The 16,827-nt window shown below is 43.3% G+C and carries 7 protein-coding genes, 4 tRNA genes and 1 pseudogene; 8 read left to right on the forward strand and 4 right to left on the reverse strand.

The genetic code is table 11. The features are described from left to right. Positions 1-16 precede the first annotated feature (16 nt). The 7 genes and pseudogenes from KO531_RS16875 to KO531_RS16905 all read left to right on the forward strand — a co-directional run. Positions 17-4,783: pseudogene (locus KO531_RS16875) on the forward strand (type I secretion C-terminal target domain-containing protein); the annotation flags it as partial. A gap of 90 nt (positions 4,784-4,873) precedes the next feature. After that, entirely contained in the window at positions 4,874-7,051 is a 2,178-nt protein-coding gene (locus tag KO531_RS16880; protein ID WP_173496184.1) for a type I secretion system permease/ATPase, read from the forward strand. Beyond that, complete coding sequence (locus tag KO531_RS16885) at positions 7,048-8,430, forward strand: HlyD family type I secretion periplasmic adaptor subunit (RefSeq protein ID WP_168825932.1); 1,383 nt, start codon at positions 7,048-7,050, stop codon at positions 8,428-8,430. The genes KO531_RS16880 and KO531_RS16885 overlap by 4 nt, the downstream gene beginning before the upstream one ends. 29 nt (positions 8,431-8,459) lie before the next feature. Beyond that, complete coding sequence (locus KO531_RS16890; RefSeq protein WP_212600653.1) at positions 8,460-9,881, forward strand: TolC family outer membrane protein; 1,422 nt, start codon at positions 8,460-8,462, stop codon at positions 9,879-9,881. Beyond that, positions 9,878-10,486: an OmpA family protein gene (locus tag KO531_RS16895; protein WP_219251756.1), complete on the forward strand. Its 609-nt coding sequence runs from the start codon at positions 9,878-9,880 to the stop codon at positions 10,484-10,486. The genes KO531_RS16890 and KO531_RS16895 overlap by 4 nt, the downstream gene beginning before the upstream one ends. 19 nt (positions 10,487-10,505) lie before the next feature. Beyond that, positions 10,506-11,213: a transglutaminase-like cysteine peptidase gene (locus tag KO531_RS16900; protein ID WP_105250450.1), complete on the forward strand. Its 708-nt coding sequence runs from the start codon at positions 10,506-10,508 to the stop codon at positions 11,211-11,213. 8 nt (positions 11,214-11,221) lie between these two features. Further along, positions 11,222-13,141: an EAL domain-containing protein gene (locus tag KO531_RS16905; RefSeq protein WP_219251757.1), complete on the forward strand. Its 1,920-nt coding sequence runs from the start codon at positions 11,222-11,224 to the stop codon at positions 13,139-13,141. Between the two features lie 259 nt (positions 13,142-13,400). Here KO531_RS16905 and KO531_RS16910 read toward each other — a convergent pair. The 4 genes from KO531_RS16910 to KO531_RS16925 all read right to left on the reverse strand — a co-directional run bounded on the left by KO531_RS16910 (position 13,401) and on the right by KO531_RS16925 (position 13,948). After that, a tRNA-Pro gene (locus tag KO531_RS16910) sits at positions 13,401-13,477 on the reverse strand. 156 nt (positions 13,478-13,633) lie between these two features. Continuing rightward, positions 13,634-13,710 (reverse strand) — tRNA-Pro (locus KO531_RS16915). A 32-nt stretch (positions 13,711-13,742) separates the two neighbouring features. Then, positions 13,743-13,818: transfer RNA gene (locus tag KO531_RS16920), tRNA-His, on the reverse strand. A 53-nt stretch (positions 13,819-13,871) separates the two neighbouring features. Next, positions 13,872-13,948 (reverse strand) — tRNA-Arg (locus tag KO531_RS16925). 206 nt (positions 13,949-14,154) lie between these two features. Here KO531_RS16925 and KO531_RS16930 point away from each other — a divergent pair. Next, positions 14,155-16,803, forward strand: coding sequence for a diguanylate cyclase (locus KO531_RS16930; RefSeq protein WP_219251758.1), 2,649 nt, complete (start codon positions 14,155-14,157; stop codon positions 16,801-16,803). Positions 16,804-16,827 lie beyond the last annotated feature (24 nt).

Here is a 16,827-nt window from a genome sequence, read left to right on the forward strand (position 1 = left end):
CGACGTGCAGTCACTCAAGGCGGGTGAAACCCTGACCCGTGACATCACGGTCACCAGTGCCGATGGCACCGCCAGCCACACCGTGACCATCACCATTGTCGGCGCGAACGACTATCCAGTAATAAATTCCGTATCAAATGCTACGGTATCTGAAGAGGGGCTACTTAACGGTATAATTGATGTTATTGGTAATTCTGATACTACAGATGATGTTTCTGCTAGCGGCACAATAAATATTAATGATGTTGATGGTGACTCTTTAAGCGTTTCACTTTCTGGCCCAACAGAATTAATGTCAGGCGGACAAGCTGTAAATTGGCTCTGGGATGCGAATACACAAACACTAATAGGCTACACAGGTGTTATTGGCGGCTCTTCCTATGTTGAAGTTATGGCTGTAGTTCTAACCGCTCCAACTTCTGGTGATTCCAATTGGACCTATTATGTGACTTTAAAGGCACCACTTGATCATCCAGACACTACATCTGAAGATACTATTACATTCGATATAGGTATTACTGTTAATGATAATCATGGTGGCACCTCTACAGGTAGCTTTAGTGTTACGGTTGAAGATGACGCACCTGAAATCGCATCTATTAGCCCTGTCGAAGTAACGAATATAGATATTCCTGATACTTTAGTCGGTCTATTCTCTCTAACTGGCTATAGTGGCAACAACAATCTTCTTGATTTTGATGGTTTTACGATCACAGCCAAAGGATTTACTTCATCAACTAACTCAAGTTTAATTGATGCCGCAATCTTTGGTAGTGGTAGTGGAATAGGTGTTAGTAGTGTTGATGCCCCTTATCATAATCTCGCGAACGAAGTCGATTTCCGTAAATTTGCAGATGGAAGTTCTGCATCTGAAGAAATCATCATTACTCTCGATCCAGGAACTGTTGCCTACGGCGTGAATATCCAGTTTTCCCATATGTTTGGCGGCGAACTAGAAGTCGGTGTCGTCGAGTTTTGGCGAGATGGCCAACTTATCGCAACTCAAACATTTAGTTCAGATGCCAGCAGTGGCAACTATGCGGCCAACTTCCAAGCCTTACAAGGTGGCTTTGACAAAATGGTCATCAAAGCCCTTGATAATGGCAAAGGTCCAAGTAGCGGTGATAATAGTGACTTCACTGTTACCGCTATTGAGTTTTTAGGCACTGCAACACCACCGGCAATCGCCTTTGCATCAGGAACAGTAACCCCAGAATGGGGTGCAGATGGTAAAGGTTCGCTCACCTTACAAGGTAGTGATGAAACCAATTTGTTCACGGCAGCAGGCAGTGCAATCACTATAACCCAAACGGCAAATACACTAATTGGGGTTGATGCAGCTGGTCACTTGGTATTCAAACTTGAGTTTACCCCAGGTACAGGTCAATGGGACTTCCATCAATATCAAGAGATGTTACAACCTAGCGATGGTGATATTGATTTCAAAGTAAGAGCCACTGATGGAGATGGCGATCATACAGATGGTACTTTCTCTGTTATTCCACAAGTTTATGTTGATACAACGCCACCTTCGGCACCTGAAGTACGCATCATCGATGATGTAAATGATGACGCGTATTTGACGAGTACAGAGATAGGTAATAATGGCGTTCAAATACAGGTCAAAATTAATGCTAGTGACTTTAATACTGGCGGCAGTGTACATCTAGAAATAGATAATGCAGGTAATAGCAGTACAGTAGACCTCATTCTTGACAATGGCGTACTGAAATTTAGTAATGGTGCTCTAGCAACAGGTTACACCTATACAAATGGTGTTATTACTTGGACAGAACCTACTCCGACTACTGGTCAGGCAATCTCAGTCACCGCTACTCAAATTGATAGTGCTAATAATGAATCAGCTGAAGGCACGGATAATGCAACCGTTATTGATGCGACTGACGATCGTTATACCGTCGACGAAGATCAGCTGGTAACGGGTAATATTCTTACCAATGATCAACTCGGCAATCTGAGCATCACTAGCTTCAGAGTCATGTATAACGGTATGCAAACCAGTTTTAACGCTGGGCAAACCATTACCTTGGCCGTGGGTAGCTTATTAATACAAGCTAATGGTGAATTCCAGTTTATCCCAAATGATAACTGGGCAGGCGAAATGCCAAGTGTCACCTACACAACAAATACTGGTTCCACAGCAGCACTTGATATCACTGTCTTACCTATAGCAGATAAGCCTGTAGTTAACGTTATTCTGACTGATAATGGCATACCGCTATACAGTAACTTTAAGACTTCAGGTATCACTACCGAACAATTCCGTACGGGCGATTTTACTACCGCACCATTTAATACTGGTACGCGTACTATTGATAATACTTCCGGACAAGATCAGTTGCTCGGTACTGGGGGGAACGATCATCTTGTCAGCGCAAATGGCGGCGGTGATCTACTCTACGGTATGGATGGTGATGACATACTCGTCGGCAGTGATGCCGTTCAAGGTGACTCTCTCTATGGCGGAACAGGAAATGATGTTCTTGTTGCTGGTCTAGGTAATGACGGGCTCTACGGTGGTGCAGGAACAGATATCGCCGTACTTCTTGGCAACCGAGCAGACTACATAATAGAGAAAGGCACAGGCTACTCTAGCAATGATCGTTGGTTCAACTTCTTTGTAACTGAAAATGGCATCGGTGTTACTAAGGCCCTGCATGATATTGAGTATGTGCAATTCAAGGATGGCATATACGCGATCAATCAAATCACAGGTGAACTCACATTAGAACAGCCTACAGCGGTAGACTATCCAATCGAAATTAATGTGTCACTTGCGGATCGAGACGGTAGCGAAAGCATCGATAGCATTCAGCTCAGTGGTTTACCCGAAGGCACCTTACTCTACAGCAGTAACGGTACATTGATGGGGACTGCAGATGCAGACGGTAATATTCTTCTAAATCATGGCAACGTATGGAACAGTGCATCCTTAGATGTCAATCTAACAGGATTAACATTAAGGGTTCCTGGTGAATATGCAGGTCAAGTCAACCTCGTTGTCGAAGCAGTATCAAGAGAGTCAGGTACAGACCTGACCAATACTGCAACAGATGCAGATAGCGTCATTCTTAGCTACTTCAGTGGTCATGAAGGAGAGCCTGGCGATCAAAATCTTAACTTTGGTAATGAGCACAACATTGTGGTCGGCGATTTAGACGGTAGCGTTATTTTGCCAGGTCAAAACTACAATATCGCCTTTATGGTTGATAGTTCTGGCAGCATTGGAAGCACGGCGCTCAATAGTATGAAAGCGCAACTTGAACTGGTGTTTACGACACTGAAAAACAGCGCTACCGCTGAAGGCAGCGGCACTGTAAATGTGTTCTTAGTTGACTTTGATGGCATTTCTAAAGGTTGGGTTTCTGTCGATATGAAAGACCCCAATGCCCTGTCGATACTGGAAGATGCATTGGACGACATGCGTTCAGGTGGAAACACCAACTACGAAGATGTATTTAAAACGACCGCCAACTGGTTCTCTGGCATCAGCGGTAACAGTGCCACAAATCTGGCTTACTTTATTACCGATGGCCAAGCTAATGAGTACAACTACAATGAGGGCCAAAACCCTGAGGTTTATAACCCTAGCGGAGCAAACAACAGTATTTACCTATCCAGTATCATCCAAAACGGTTATGTATTTGGCAATACATATAGCCAGAATGGACGTACGATCATCAACCAGGACGGTGAAGTATTAAAATGGACCCAAAATAACAATAATAGTTGGAGCTCAAGTTCAGTTGGCTTTATGCGCCCGGATGGTAATGGAGGTTTCCAATTTGCCAATTTGGGTACAAACGGCACCGGAACGAATGCGAATTCCCAGCAAGGATTTGCTTTCCTATCAACGCTGGGAGTGATTGTTCAGGCCATTGGGATAGGCCCATCACTGGATAGTGAAGATCTTAAGCCATTTGACTCTGACGGTAATGTTCTGACTAACATCAACGCTGGGGATTTAGCTGATGCGATCATTGGTACTCCAATTACCCAACTGCCAGGATCTGATACCATCAACGGTGGTAACGGCGACGATATACTCTTTGGTGATGCCATCAACTTTAACGGTATTAGTGGCCAAGGTTATGTTGCCATCAAAGATTATGTTGCTGATCAGCTAGGGGTCACTGCAGTTACCGATGCCCAAGTACATAGATATATTACTGAGCATGCATCTGATTTTGACCAATCTGGTGCCAGCGATAAGGCTGATGTTCTTATCGGCGGACAAGGTAATGACATACTTTATGGGCAAGGTGGGAATGATCAGCTTTACGGCGGTAATGGTAATGATCTTATATTTGGTGGTGCTGGTAACGATACAATAATCGGTGGTCTAGGTAACGATAAACTCACAGGCGATAGCGGTGCTGATACCTTCGTCTGGCGATATGCAGAAACGGGAACAGACCATATCACTGACTTTAATATCCATGAAGATAAATTGGATTTAAGCGATTTACTCCAAGGTGAAAGTAACAACACACTACACAGTTATTTAAACTTTAGCTTAGTTAGTGGTTCAACTGTGATTGATATCGATGGCAATAAAGATGGTGTGTTTGAGCAGCATATCGTTCTTGACGGTGTTGATTTGTATAGTGCGTATAACACTACAACAGAGACTGGCATTATTAATGGCCTACTAGGTACTAATGGCAGCGGTCCGTTAATTGTTGATACTCAGCCAGTCACACCAGAACCAAGTCCAGGTCTTGCTCCGTTGAATAGCAATGAGCAGCATAATATCCCTTAGATAAAATCGTTTGGATGGCCTATAGAAATATAGGCCATCATGACCGATACTTGCCATAACCATATAAAAATCCAAAGGATAAGTAATTAGGTGTCTGCTGCAGCTTCTGAAAAAATTGATCAATGGACCATTTCAGCCTCACAAAGAGTGTTAGTGGATCCTTTGCTGGATTGTTTAGTGTTACTCACTGAGCATTTTGGCAATCCGTGCTCGAGCGATTCGCTTGCGGCAGGTTTACCCTTGTCAGGTACCGTATTATCACCTGATTTATTGCCTCAGGCAGCTTCAAGAGCGGGTCTAGCGGCTAAGCTGTCTCGAAAAGGCTTAAACGAAGTATCACCTATATTGCTCCCCTGTATTTTATTATTAAAAGACAAAAAAGCCTGTATATTGCGAGAACTTGATGTTGCATCAGATAAAGCAATTATTCAATTACCCGAGACGGGCGGTGAAGAGACACTGACAATTGAGTCGCTCGAAGCCTTATATGTGGGATATTTATTCTTAGTCAAACAAGAATACCGTGGCGACATGGGCTTTGATGTTTATCTACACGATAATAAAACCCACTGGTTAGTCCAAACCCTCAAAGATTCAGCACCCATTTATCGTGATGCATTAATCGCTTCTGTATTGGTGAATTTATTCGCCTTAGTTTCACCGTTATTTATTATGAATGTGTATGACAAAGTCGTCCCAAACCTCGCCTTTGAATCCCTTTGGGTTTTAGCGATTGGTGCGGCGATTGCTTATATGTTCGATCTTATCATGCGGCAACTTAGAAGTTACCTCATCGATGTTGCAGGAAAAAAAGTAGATATTATTGTGTCTTCGCAACTTTTTGCTAAAGCGATAGGTATTCCCCTAGAAAAACGTTCTCCTAGTATCGGCGGCATGGCGAAGCAGTTAGGTGAATTCGATAATATTCGTGAAATTTTAACTTCGGCAACGATCACAACTTTAGTCGATCTCCCCTTCGCGATATTTTTCTTAATCATTATTTTTATTGTCGCAGGTGATCTCGCTATAGTTCCAGTCATTGGCGGCATCATCATTATTGGCTTCACGCTTTATATTCAACCTAAACTCAAAGCGGCAATCGAAGAAGGCAATAAATTTTCAAGCTTAAAACATGGGCATTTAATCGAGAGCTTATCAGCGCTAGAGTCAATTAAAGCTAATGGTGCTGAAGGAATTGTGCAAAAAAGCTGGCAACAGATGATAGGCCACAGTGCAAACTGGCAATTAAGGTCAAAAAAGCTCTCCAACTCAGTATCGAACGTAGCGAACTTTACGGTGCAATTTACCGTTGTCTGTGTGGTGATTTTGGGCGTTTATCGTGTGGCTGATAATGCGATATCTATGGGCGGAATTATTGCTGCGGTCATGCTATCGAGCCGCGCCATTTCACCTATGGCACAACTTGCAGGCCTGATGACGAGAGCAAACCACACAGCCAGTGCACTACGCCAACTGAATGAAATCATGACTCAAGAAGATGAGTTTGAAAATAAAGGACATTTAGTTAGCAAACAAAGACTCATAGGCAAAATCAATGCTGATCATGTTGGTTTTAGTTATCCAGGTTCTGAAAAGCCTGTGCTGCATCCGATGTCGCTGACGATTAATCCTGGCGAACGCATTGCCATTATCGGTCGAAATGGTTCAGGTAAAAGTACGCTAGCTAAGCTACTGGTCGGGCTATTTCAACCCACGGCAGGAAGCTTGCGCTACGACGGTTTAGACTCAGCACAGATTCATCCGAGTGATTTACGTCGTAATTTTGGCTACCTACCCCAAGATGTCACCCTATTCCATGGTTCTATTCGCGACAATATTTTATTTGGTACACGTCAAGTCACTGAACATCAACTCATCCGCGCGGTACAGCTTTCTGGTGTGAGTCAATTCACCAACCTAGAAGCAGAAGGCCTAGACCAACAGGTCGGTGAAGGCGGCATGTCACTCAGTCGCGGGCAAAGACAAACTGTCGCCCTTGCTCGCGCCACACTGAATGATCCCCCTGTGTTACTGATGGATGAGCCTACGGCGAGTTTAGATGCTCGCGCTGAACAACAATTTATTCGTTCAATGCAAAATGTCAGCAAAGATAGAACGTTAATTCTTATTACCCACAAGATGCATTTATTGCAACTCGTCGACCGCATTATTGTACTTGAACGCGGCCATGTGGTTGCCGATGGACCTAAAGCAGAAGTGCTAGAAAAACTCAATTTTGGCCTAGTGAACGGAGAGGCTAAAAGATGAGTAAACATTTAACAACAAACGACTTAGACATGGTTGATGATGTCTATGGCGCCATGATGACAGACGCTCCCAGCGGACACAGATTAATCATATGGGCACTTGCTGCTATGGTAGTGTGTTTTTTACTGTGGGCGGGGTTTGCTCAATTAGATAAGGTTACTACTGGAACGGGAAAAGTGATTCCTTCATCACAAGTTCAAGTGATCCAAAGTCTAGATGGCGGCATAATGCAAGAACTCTACGTTCAAGAAGGTGAGATAGTCACAAAAGGGCAGCCTTTAGTGCGTATTGATGATACCCGCTTTCGCTCCGACTTTGCTCAACAAGAGCAAGAGGTTTATGGCTTAAAAACCAATGCTATCCGCATGCGCGCCGAACTCGACAGCATTCTAATATCAGACATGACCTCTGATTGGCGTGAACAAGTGCTAATCACTAAAGAAGCATTGATATTCCCTGAAGCTATCATTGCTGCGGAACCCGCCTTAGTGAAAAGACAACAAGAGGAATACAACGGACGCTTAGATAACTTAAGTAACCAACTTGAGATCCTCGTACGTCAAATTCAACAAAGACAGCAAGAAATTGATGATCTCGCCTCTAAAACAACGACATTAACGACGAGCATGCAGCTAATCTCCCGCGAGCTTGAACTCACTCGACCTTTAGCCAAAAAAGGTATTGTTCCTGAAGTTGAGTTACTCAAACTCGAACGCACGGTAAACGACTTGCAAGGTGAATTGAATTCAATGCGTTTACTCCGCCCTAAAGTGAAAGCTGCATTAGATGAGGCTATCTTAAAACGCCGTGAAGCCGTATTTGTTTACGCTGCAGAGCTGCGCGCGCAGCTCAATGAAACTCAAACCCGCCTCTCTCGAATGAATGAAGCACAAGTTGGCGCACAAGATAAAGTCAGTAAGGCGATTATCACCTCCCCTGTTAATGGCACCATTAAAACCACGCATATCAATACACTGGGTGGTGTAGTGCAACCTGGGATCGATATTATCGAGATAGTACCGTCGGAAGATCAACTGCTGATAGAAACTAAAATCTTGCCTAAAGATATCGCTTTCTTACATCCAGGATTACCCGCCGTAGTAAAAATTACCGCCTATGATTTTACCCGCTATGGCGGCCTTAAAGGAACTGTCGAACATATTAGTGCCGACACTTCTCAAGATGAAGAAGGCAATAGCTACTATCTCATCAGAGTTAGGACTGCAGAATCTAGTTTAACCAAAAACGATGGCACACAGATGCCAATTATTCCGGGAATGTTAACTTCAGTTGACGTTATCACGGGGCAAAGATCCATACTTGAGTACATTTTAAATCCAATTTTAAGGGCTAAGGACACAGCGCTCAGAGAGCACTAAGCCTTTTTTTATAAACCGGGAGGTTGGTCATGAAGACTTCAGCAATACGACAATTTCAATGTTCAAAGATAGCCATAGTGCTGTCATTAATCCTGTTACCTTTATCGGCTCAAAGTCAGACGTTAGAACAAGCCGTTGCACATACGCTAGATACAAACCCAGATTTACGAGTGGCATTCAACCGCTTTAAAGCGCGAGAAGAACAAGTTAATCAAGCGATAGCAGGCTATATGCCAACTATTGATGTCAATGGTGGCTACGGTTACGAACAAACCGACAGCGTATCGACACGTAGACGACCCAATATCGGCGAAGTCGATAGCAAAGGGGTGGCTGAATTAAATCCCGGAGAGTTTGGTGTTAGCATAAAACAAATGCTTTTCGATGGTTTCTACACCAGCAGTGAAGTTGATCGTTATAGCTTTGAAGCTAGCGCAGACCAATGGGCACTGCTTGCTGCAGCTGAAGATATGGCACTCGATGTCAGTAAAGTCTATCTCAACTATTTACGCACCGATGAAGTGTTAAAATTAGCCGAGAAAAACCTTAACAGCCATAAAGAAATTTATGACCAGATTAAACAACGTACTGACTCAGGTTTAGGCTCAATCGCAGATCTATCCCAAATCTCGGGACGTTTGGCGCGTGCTAATGCTAACGTTATTTCTGCTCGCAACAATTTACTTGATGCAAAAGCACAGTACGTCAAAATTGTAGCGTCGGCTCCGGCGGACTTAATATTACCAGTGCCAGATGCAGACATGCTGCCAAAGGATCTTAGCTCTGGCATTATTGTTGCGCAAGAGAATCACCCCATACTCAAATCTGCAGCAAACGATATTAGTGCCGCTGAAAATGAACGATCTTCAGTACAATCCAATTACTATCCTCAGGTTTCTTTAGAACTGAATGGTAACTGGAACAACGATATCAGCGGCGAAGACGGAATATCAGGTGCTGGTGCTTTCCGCAGTGATGTGGGTGGCCATAGTAACGATCTCGTCGCCATGGTGAGGGTGAGATACAACTTATTTGCGGGGGGTAAAGATCTTGCCCGTGAAAAGGAAACTGCTTACAAGTTAGGTGAAGCGAAAGAAATCCGCCAACGTGCCCAACGTGAAGTTGTTGAAGGGGTAAACCTAGCTTGGAACGCATTTGAAATGCTAGCGCCGCAAAAACAATATATTCGCGATCATGTCGTGGCCGCAAAGGATACTCAAACAGCCTATGCACAACAGTTCAACTTAGGCCAACGCAGTCTACTCGACTTATTAGATACCGAAAATGAGCTCTTCGAGGCACGTAAAGACTACTTACAAGCTGAATATGATGAAGTTATTGCTAAGTATCGCGTGCTCAATTCTACAGGGCGATTATTAGACTCACTTAAAGTCACTAGACCTGATGCGTGGCGCGGAGAGCGCAATTATGAAGGAGGAGCTAACAAATGAAAACTCTCACATTTTTTCTAAGTGTCACTCTTTTAGCTGGTTGTTCGATGCGCGATACGGTTAATATTGACGAAATGGTCACAACTCAAACCTATGATCTATCTGATAAAGATAGCGATGGTGTCATTGAAGCCCGTGAACGCTGCAACGACACCGCCCAAGGGGCAGGTATTGATAACTATGGCTGTGGCAAAATAAAAGCGATTAACGAGCGAAAGGAAATAAATATTTTATTCCCGAATGACTCTGCTTATATTGCGCCTGAGTACTATCCTCAAATTGAAGAGGTGGCTATTTTTCTACGTCAGTATCCAACGACCAAAGTGACTATCGAAGGTCACACGAGTCGCACAGGAACCGATGAACGAAATACAGTATTATCTCAAGAACGTGCAAATGCTGTCACCGCAGTACTGGCTGAACGCTTTAGTATTGATAGAAGTCGATTAACTGCTATTGGATATGGTTCTAGCCGCCCAATTGTTTTAGAACAGACGCCAGAAGCAGAAATTCGTAACCGTCGTGTTGTTGCAGAAGTCACTGGTGATGATACGGCAACAGACATGAAATGGACAATTTACTCGGTCGATGACAACTCAAAATAAAGGACTAACACATTAGGTTATGAACGGCAGACTTGATTATAAAGATTCATTATTGCGAGTCTGCCGCTTTAGCCTAATAGCGTCAGCCTTAGGCATATGTTGCCTATATGCGGCCCCCACACAAAACCTTGATGAAGTGAAGATAACTTCAACCCTAGAAAAACATTACGGCGAACGTGCTGGAATGCGAGCAAGGGCTTGGTTCAAAGTGTTATCGGAAGCGAGTACGCTAGATGAAAAAGAAAAGTTATTGAAGGTGAATAACTTTTTTAATTTATTCCGTTTTGTGGATGACAGTAAATTATGGGGAGACTCGAATTATTGGGCAACGCCGATGGAGTTTATTGGTGTGAATGGCGGTGATTGCGAAGACTTTTCGATCGCAAAATACTTCACCCTACTCCAACTTGGTGTTCAAGAGGACAAGATGCGGATCACTATGGTTAAAGCCACTACGGTTAATCAATACCATATGGTATTGGCTTACTATGAAACACCATCATCAATTCCTTTAGTGCTCGATAATCTTGACCATGAAATAAAACCCGCCACAAAAAGAAAAGATCTACTGCCTGTTTATAGCTTTAATGGTAAACAGTTATGGCTCAATAAAGAGCAAGGTCGAGGCGTACTGGCAGGGTCCTCAAAACGATTAGAAAAATGGAACGATCTTAACCATAGATTAGGTGTTGACCGTCTTAGGCAACCAAAATTAAAACTGGAGTAGCACCAAAAATGACACTGTTTAGACAGATTTATTCGCTGCTTTTTAGCCTGTTCTTGCTTGTAGTTGCAAGCCTTGGCTATGTGCAATTCACTGAGACTCAAAGCTTTTTAACAAAGCAAATGGAGTCCGATCTAAACAATGCCAGCACTTCACTCGGTCTAATGCTTACCCCAGCACTCGAAGCCGGCGATACCGCTGCGGCAGAAACCTTAGTGAATGTTATTTTTGAAGGTGGTTACTATCAAAATGTAAAATTGACTTGGATGGTCGATGGTAAGCAACAAGAGTGGAATAATCCTTTAAAAATTGAAGATGTCCCTCAATGGTTTATCAATCTAAATCTGTTTAAAACCATCAAAAAACAAAGCACTATCACCTCGGGTTGGCTGCAGCTAGCACAGCTTGAAATCACTGCTCATCCTGGTTTTGGTTATCATGAACTATGGCGAATCATGTCCAATACCATCATAGCCTTCTCACTACTTTTTCTCGTTGCTATTTTTACTGCAAGAGTAGGCTTAACATGGATATTGAAACCTCTCCACACCCTGTCTGAACACGCGAAAAGTATCGCAGCACGCCAATTTGGTCCAGACATGGCACTACCCAAAACAACCGAATTAAAAGACTTAGTGACTGCATTTAACAGCATGTCAGCTCAATTGAAACAAGTGTTCCATTCTCTTGACGAAGAGGTAGGCGCGTTACGTAAGAAGAATCTTGTCGATCCCGCGTCAGGCCTGCCTAACCGCCAATATGTAGTAAGTCGTTTAAATGGTTGGTTAAGTGAACCTAGCAGCGGTGCTTTATTCCTCGCCAAACTCGACTGGCTCGAAGAAGTGCACAGTAAATATGGCTATCAAGTTCGAGATGAAACCATACGGATCCTCGCAGAAAAGTTTCAACAGCAATTAAACGAAATAACACCTTCGGTCATAGGCCGTATTGCCGCCTATGAATTTGCATTTTTAGTGACCGATGTTGAACACGATCAGATCAGCAAATATTTACAAACACTTATACGTACCATCAACCAAGAAATGTCAAAAGCAGGCTGTAAGCCCAACGAAGACTTTGCTATCGGTATTGCAGAACGTATTGGGCAAATGAATGTGTCGGATATTTTGGCCCAAGCCGACAATGCCCTTCAAAAAGCGTTACAAGAGAATAAAACCTTCCACTGGTTTGAAACCACAGAGCAGCAATTATTCACCCGCGAGCAATGGCGCGATAACCTCAGCCATGCTATCAGCAATAAGAAGTTTAAGTTTAGATGGCAACCCATCCAATTTTGCGATGGTGATGGCATAGCGCAACGGGAATTGTATTGCCAATTAGAGCTTGGTGATCAACTCGCCCATGCAGGGCAATTTATGCCGTATATCGAGTTATTATCACTTGGTGCCTTACTCGATAAATGCTTAATTGAAACTGTCTACGAGCAAAAACTGCTCGAGCGGAGCTATGAACCGCTCGCAATTAACTTAACCCACCAAAGTATTAACGATCCTCAGTTCCATGAGTGGCTAAATCAATTTTTGCGAAATGCCACATTTATTGAGCGCATCTGCTTCGAAATCCCTGAGGCTGGTGTTTATAGTGATCTTAAGTCATGCCAGCACTTATGTAACATCATTCGCGATAACGGTGCTAAGTTTGGTATTGACCACTTTGGTCGTCAGTTTGGCTCTATGTCTTATCTACAGGAATTAAGACCTAGCTATGTGAAGCTGGATCAATCCTTCGCCTACTATGATGAGACACACCACAATAGCGAATTGTGCCGCGCCCTAATCAACGTAGCAAAAGGATTGGACATTCAAGTCATAGTGACGGGTATTCAAGAAAAGGCTCAGCTAGAACGTTTTAACGAGCTTAGAACAGATGCCTATCAAGGCTTTATCGCCCCGCCAGTGAATCTTGACTAAGCCGTACTATTAAGAAGTAATTTTGCAAACAAAAAGCTCCGTAAGGAGCTTTTTGTTTTTCTACGGTTGAGTGACTATGCCGATACAGTTCTGCAAGTCTGCCAGGTGTAAATAAGAACTGTGGCCAACTTCTATACTCGTTGAGGATGCGCTATCAAGCAACAACAAACATGATAATGCCAGTGAGTAAGTTCCATTTCGCCAATGCAAAAAAGCCTCAGTGTATTCATTAATGAATGCTGAGGCTTTTCTACTTATTTGGTCGGTGATAGAGGATTCGAACCTCTGACCCTCTGGTCCCAAACCAGATGCGCTACCGGACTGCGCTAATCACCGTAAATTTTGCACTATTATTTACATACGCTTAGAGGGTTCACCCTCTCGTCCACTCTCATCCAAAACATCTGGATGCGTTATAGGACTGCGCTTATCACCGTAAAACATTAACTATTTACTTAACTTACATTAAGCTCGCTAGTCACGCGAAGAATTTGGTCGGTGATAGAGGATTCGAACCTCTGACCCTCTGGTCCCAAACCAGATGCGCTACCGGACTGCGCTAATCACCGAGAATGAAAATCTTTATATCAAAGTAAATGAATGGGGTGACTGATGGGGCTCGAACCCACGACAACCGGAATCACAATCCGGGACTCTACCAACTGAGCTACAATCACCACTGATTTTCACTTACTTTGCCAACCTTAAAGCTCACAACTCTGTTCGGAAGTGGTGCGCCCAAAAGGATTCGAACCTTCGGCCTCACCCTCCGGAGGGGTGCGCTCTATCCAGCTGAGCTATGGGCGCTCGCCTTGGTTAGCGCCGCATATACTAGGGTCAAATCCCCTTTGAGTCTATAGCTGTTTTGCACTTTTTTTACTGACTGCTCAAGTTTTATCACATTAGCTGACTTTTAAAGCGGAATGCAGCCAAAATATGACTTGGATGTTACAGTATTTCATGCTAATTATAGACTTTGGTAAAAGCAAACATATATTTAACTAGTGAGTATCATGTTTAAGGATGAAGATGAAACTGGCCAGCCGCGTGTGAGTGAAACTGAACGCTTACGCAAAAAAATTATTCGCTTAAAACAATTAGCGCATAAATATAAGCATGCTGAGATCATTCAAAACGCATTACTCGAAATATCCAATATTGCGACTCATGCTTCTTCACTCGAAGAATTCTATGTCGGCGTACATCGCCATCTAAAACAGCTGATTCCCGCTGATAATTTTTTTATTTCAACCCTGGATACTCACACAGGTGAACTCGCCATCCCCTTTTTCGCTGATGAGAAAGATGCCCATCCAGCGGAGCTTTATCCTGAACAATCACTATCTACATTATTACAGCAAGGATTAACAGGCTACGTACTCAGAACTGGGAAAGCTTTGTTGTGTAACAATGACACAGTCAATGAACTGATTGCCGCTCGAGAAATTGTTAATTTAGGTTCTCCCTGTCATCTGTGGCTGGGCGTGCCCATCAAACAAGATGACATAGTAACGGGTGTGTTAGTGGTGCAAACCTATGACACTAATATCAGTTATGGTGAAATCGAACTCGAGTTAATGACGTTCATTTGTCACCATATTGCTGGGGTAATGGAACGGCTAAAACATCAAGAACAATTAGAACAAGCTATCCAGCAAAGGACAAAAGAACTCAGCCAAGCCTACGATAAGTTAAAACTAGAAGTCTATGAACGGCGTAGAGCTGAACGCTTACAAAAATCACTGTTCGAAATCGCCGAGCTAGCAAGTTCCAGTGCAGACAACCCAGACTTTTATGCCCAATTGCATAATGTTATTCGACATTTAATTCCGGCCAATAACTGCTATATCGCCCTATTAGACGACACAGAAACCCACCTCACGTTTCCTTTTTATGTATCGCAATTAGCCAATAAGCACCCAGGCACTCGGCCGCTACAAGACGGCTTAACCGAATATGTACTCAAACATAAGCGCCCACTATTGCTAGATCAAAGCAGTATCAATGCATTAATTGCCTCTGGTGAGCTGTATTCCCAAGCGCCAGCGTTAAATCATACTCAAACCATGCATCAGTGGATCGGAATCCCGCTTTTTATCCATGATCAAGTTCGTGGTGCGTTAACGATTTACAGTTTTAGCATGACACAGAATTACCAAGTTAAAGACTTAGAATTACTGACATTTGTATCACAACATATAGGCTCGGCTATCGAGAAAAAGCTGTCCGCAGAGTCCTTACAACGCAGTTATGAAGAGCTAGAAGAAAAGGTTATTGATCGTACCAAAGCGTTAGCCGAACTGAATAAAAGTCTTGAGAAGGAAATTCAACAACGCCGTAGTATGGAAGCCAAGCTAGTTCACGATGCCAAACATGATGCACTCACAGGCCTGCCTAATCGCGCTATGTTTATGGAGCGTTTATCTCAAGCGATCAAGCATGTTCGTCGCCATAGCTTAGAACAGTTTGCCCTACTGTTTATCGACCTCGACCGCTTCAAACAGATTAACGATACTATGGGACACCTAGAGGGTGATAAATTCTTAATTGAGACGGCAAGCCGCCTCAAGTCCTGCATTCGTGATAACGACACCTTAGCGCGACTCGGTGGCGATGAGTTTGTGATACTGCTCGATAGCATTAACAACATCAACGACGCGAAAGATATATCAGAAAGAGTGATCCAAAAAATATCCCAGCCCTATCGACTTGGCACAATGGAATTTAGTTCTGGAGCCAGTATCGGTATCACCATCAGTGGCAAACACAGAATTGATACCAGTGAATCTATGTTACGTAATGCAGATACTGCCATGTATCAGGCGAAAGCCAATGGTAAAGGTTGCTATGTTATTTTTGATGATAACGCCCAACATCAGGCCATGCAGGATGTCGAGTTAGAAACTGAATTTAGACATGCATTACACCATGCTGAAATCCAGCTTAGTTACTTACCAGTAGTCAATTTTAAAACAGGTCAAGTGCATGCATTAGAAAGCCGCCTGTTCTGGCAACATCCGCAGCGTGGGCTCTTACAGCAGGAACAACTTAGCACGCTTGCTGAACAGTCACACCTTACCGTTGAGCTCGATAAATATACGATCAGCATCATAGATAGCAGCTATCCCCAACTCCTCAAACAACATGATGAATCTGTTGAATTACATGTCATGCTTTCGAGCCAACATCTCAAGCATAAGCATGTACTGCGCAGTTTGAAAAACACTCTCAAGCAAACCCAGTTAAACCTGAGCCATTTGTGGTTATTCTTCAATGAAAAAGCCCTAGTGCAAGAAACTGAAAATCATATCAATGGCTTTGAATTGTTGCAGAAACTCGGGGTAAAACTCGGCATCAGCCAATACGGTAGCGGCTATAGTGCATTAAATAGCTTATTGTTTCTGCCGATAAAAGGCTTAAAACTCGATGCCAACCTCACCAAACAAATACAAGGCGAGCAACAGCTTAAGTTAATGTCTGCCTATCAAAAAACGGCATCAACCTTAGAGCTTCAAACCTTTGTCGATGGCATTGATAACCCTGAACAAAAACGTATCTTCAGTGAACTGGGTTATCAACTGGGTCAGGGGGCTGCTTTAGCCGACACTTTTACCTTATGTGAAACCCAATCACAGAGCTGTGCTCAGCTCGAATATGCCTAGTAAAAAATAAGTAGCTGATTTAAA

It is taken from the genome of Shewanella sp. NKUCC06_TVS (genome assembly GCF_019345515.1).
GTDB classification, from domain to species: Bacteria; Pseudomonadota; Gammaproteobacteria; order Enterobacterales; family Shewanellaceae; genus Shewanella; species Shewanella oncorhynchi.

Bases quoted from the DNA above. Each gene is read 5' to 3' on its own strand.
- KO531_RS16900 (WP_105250450.1), top strand. From the start codon at position 10,506: ATGAACGGCAGACTTGATTATAAAGATTCATTATTGCGAGTCTGCCGC.
- KO531_RS16930 (WP_219251758.1), top strand. From the start codon at position 14,155: ATGTTTAAGGATGAAGATGAAACTGGCCAGCCGCGTGTGAGTGAAACT.
- KO531_RS16890 (WP_212600653.1), top strand. From the start codon at position 8,460: ATGAAGACTTCAGCAATACGACAATTTCAATGTTCAAAGATAGCCATA.
- KO531_RS16895 (WP_219251756.1), top strand. From the start codon at position 9,878: ATGAAAACTCTCACATTTTTTCTAAGTGTCACTCTTTTAGCTGGTTGT.
- KO531_RS16885 (WP_168825932.1), top strand. From the start codon at position 7,048: ATGAGTAAACATTTAACAACAAACGACTTAGACATGGTTGATGATGTC.
- KO531_RS16905 (WP_219251757.1), top strand. From the start codon at position 11,222: ATGACACTGTTTAGACAGATTTATTCGCTGCTTTTTAGCCTGTTCTTG.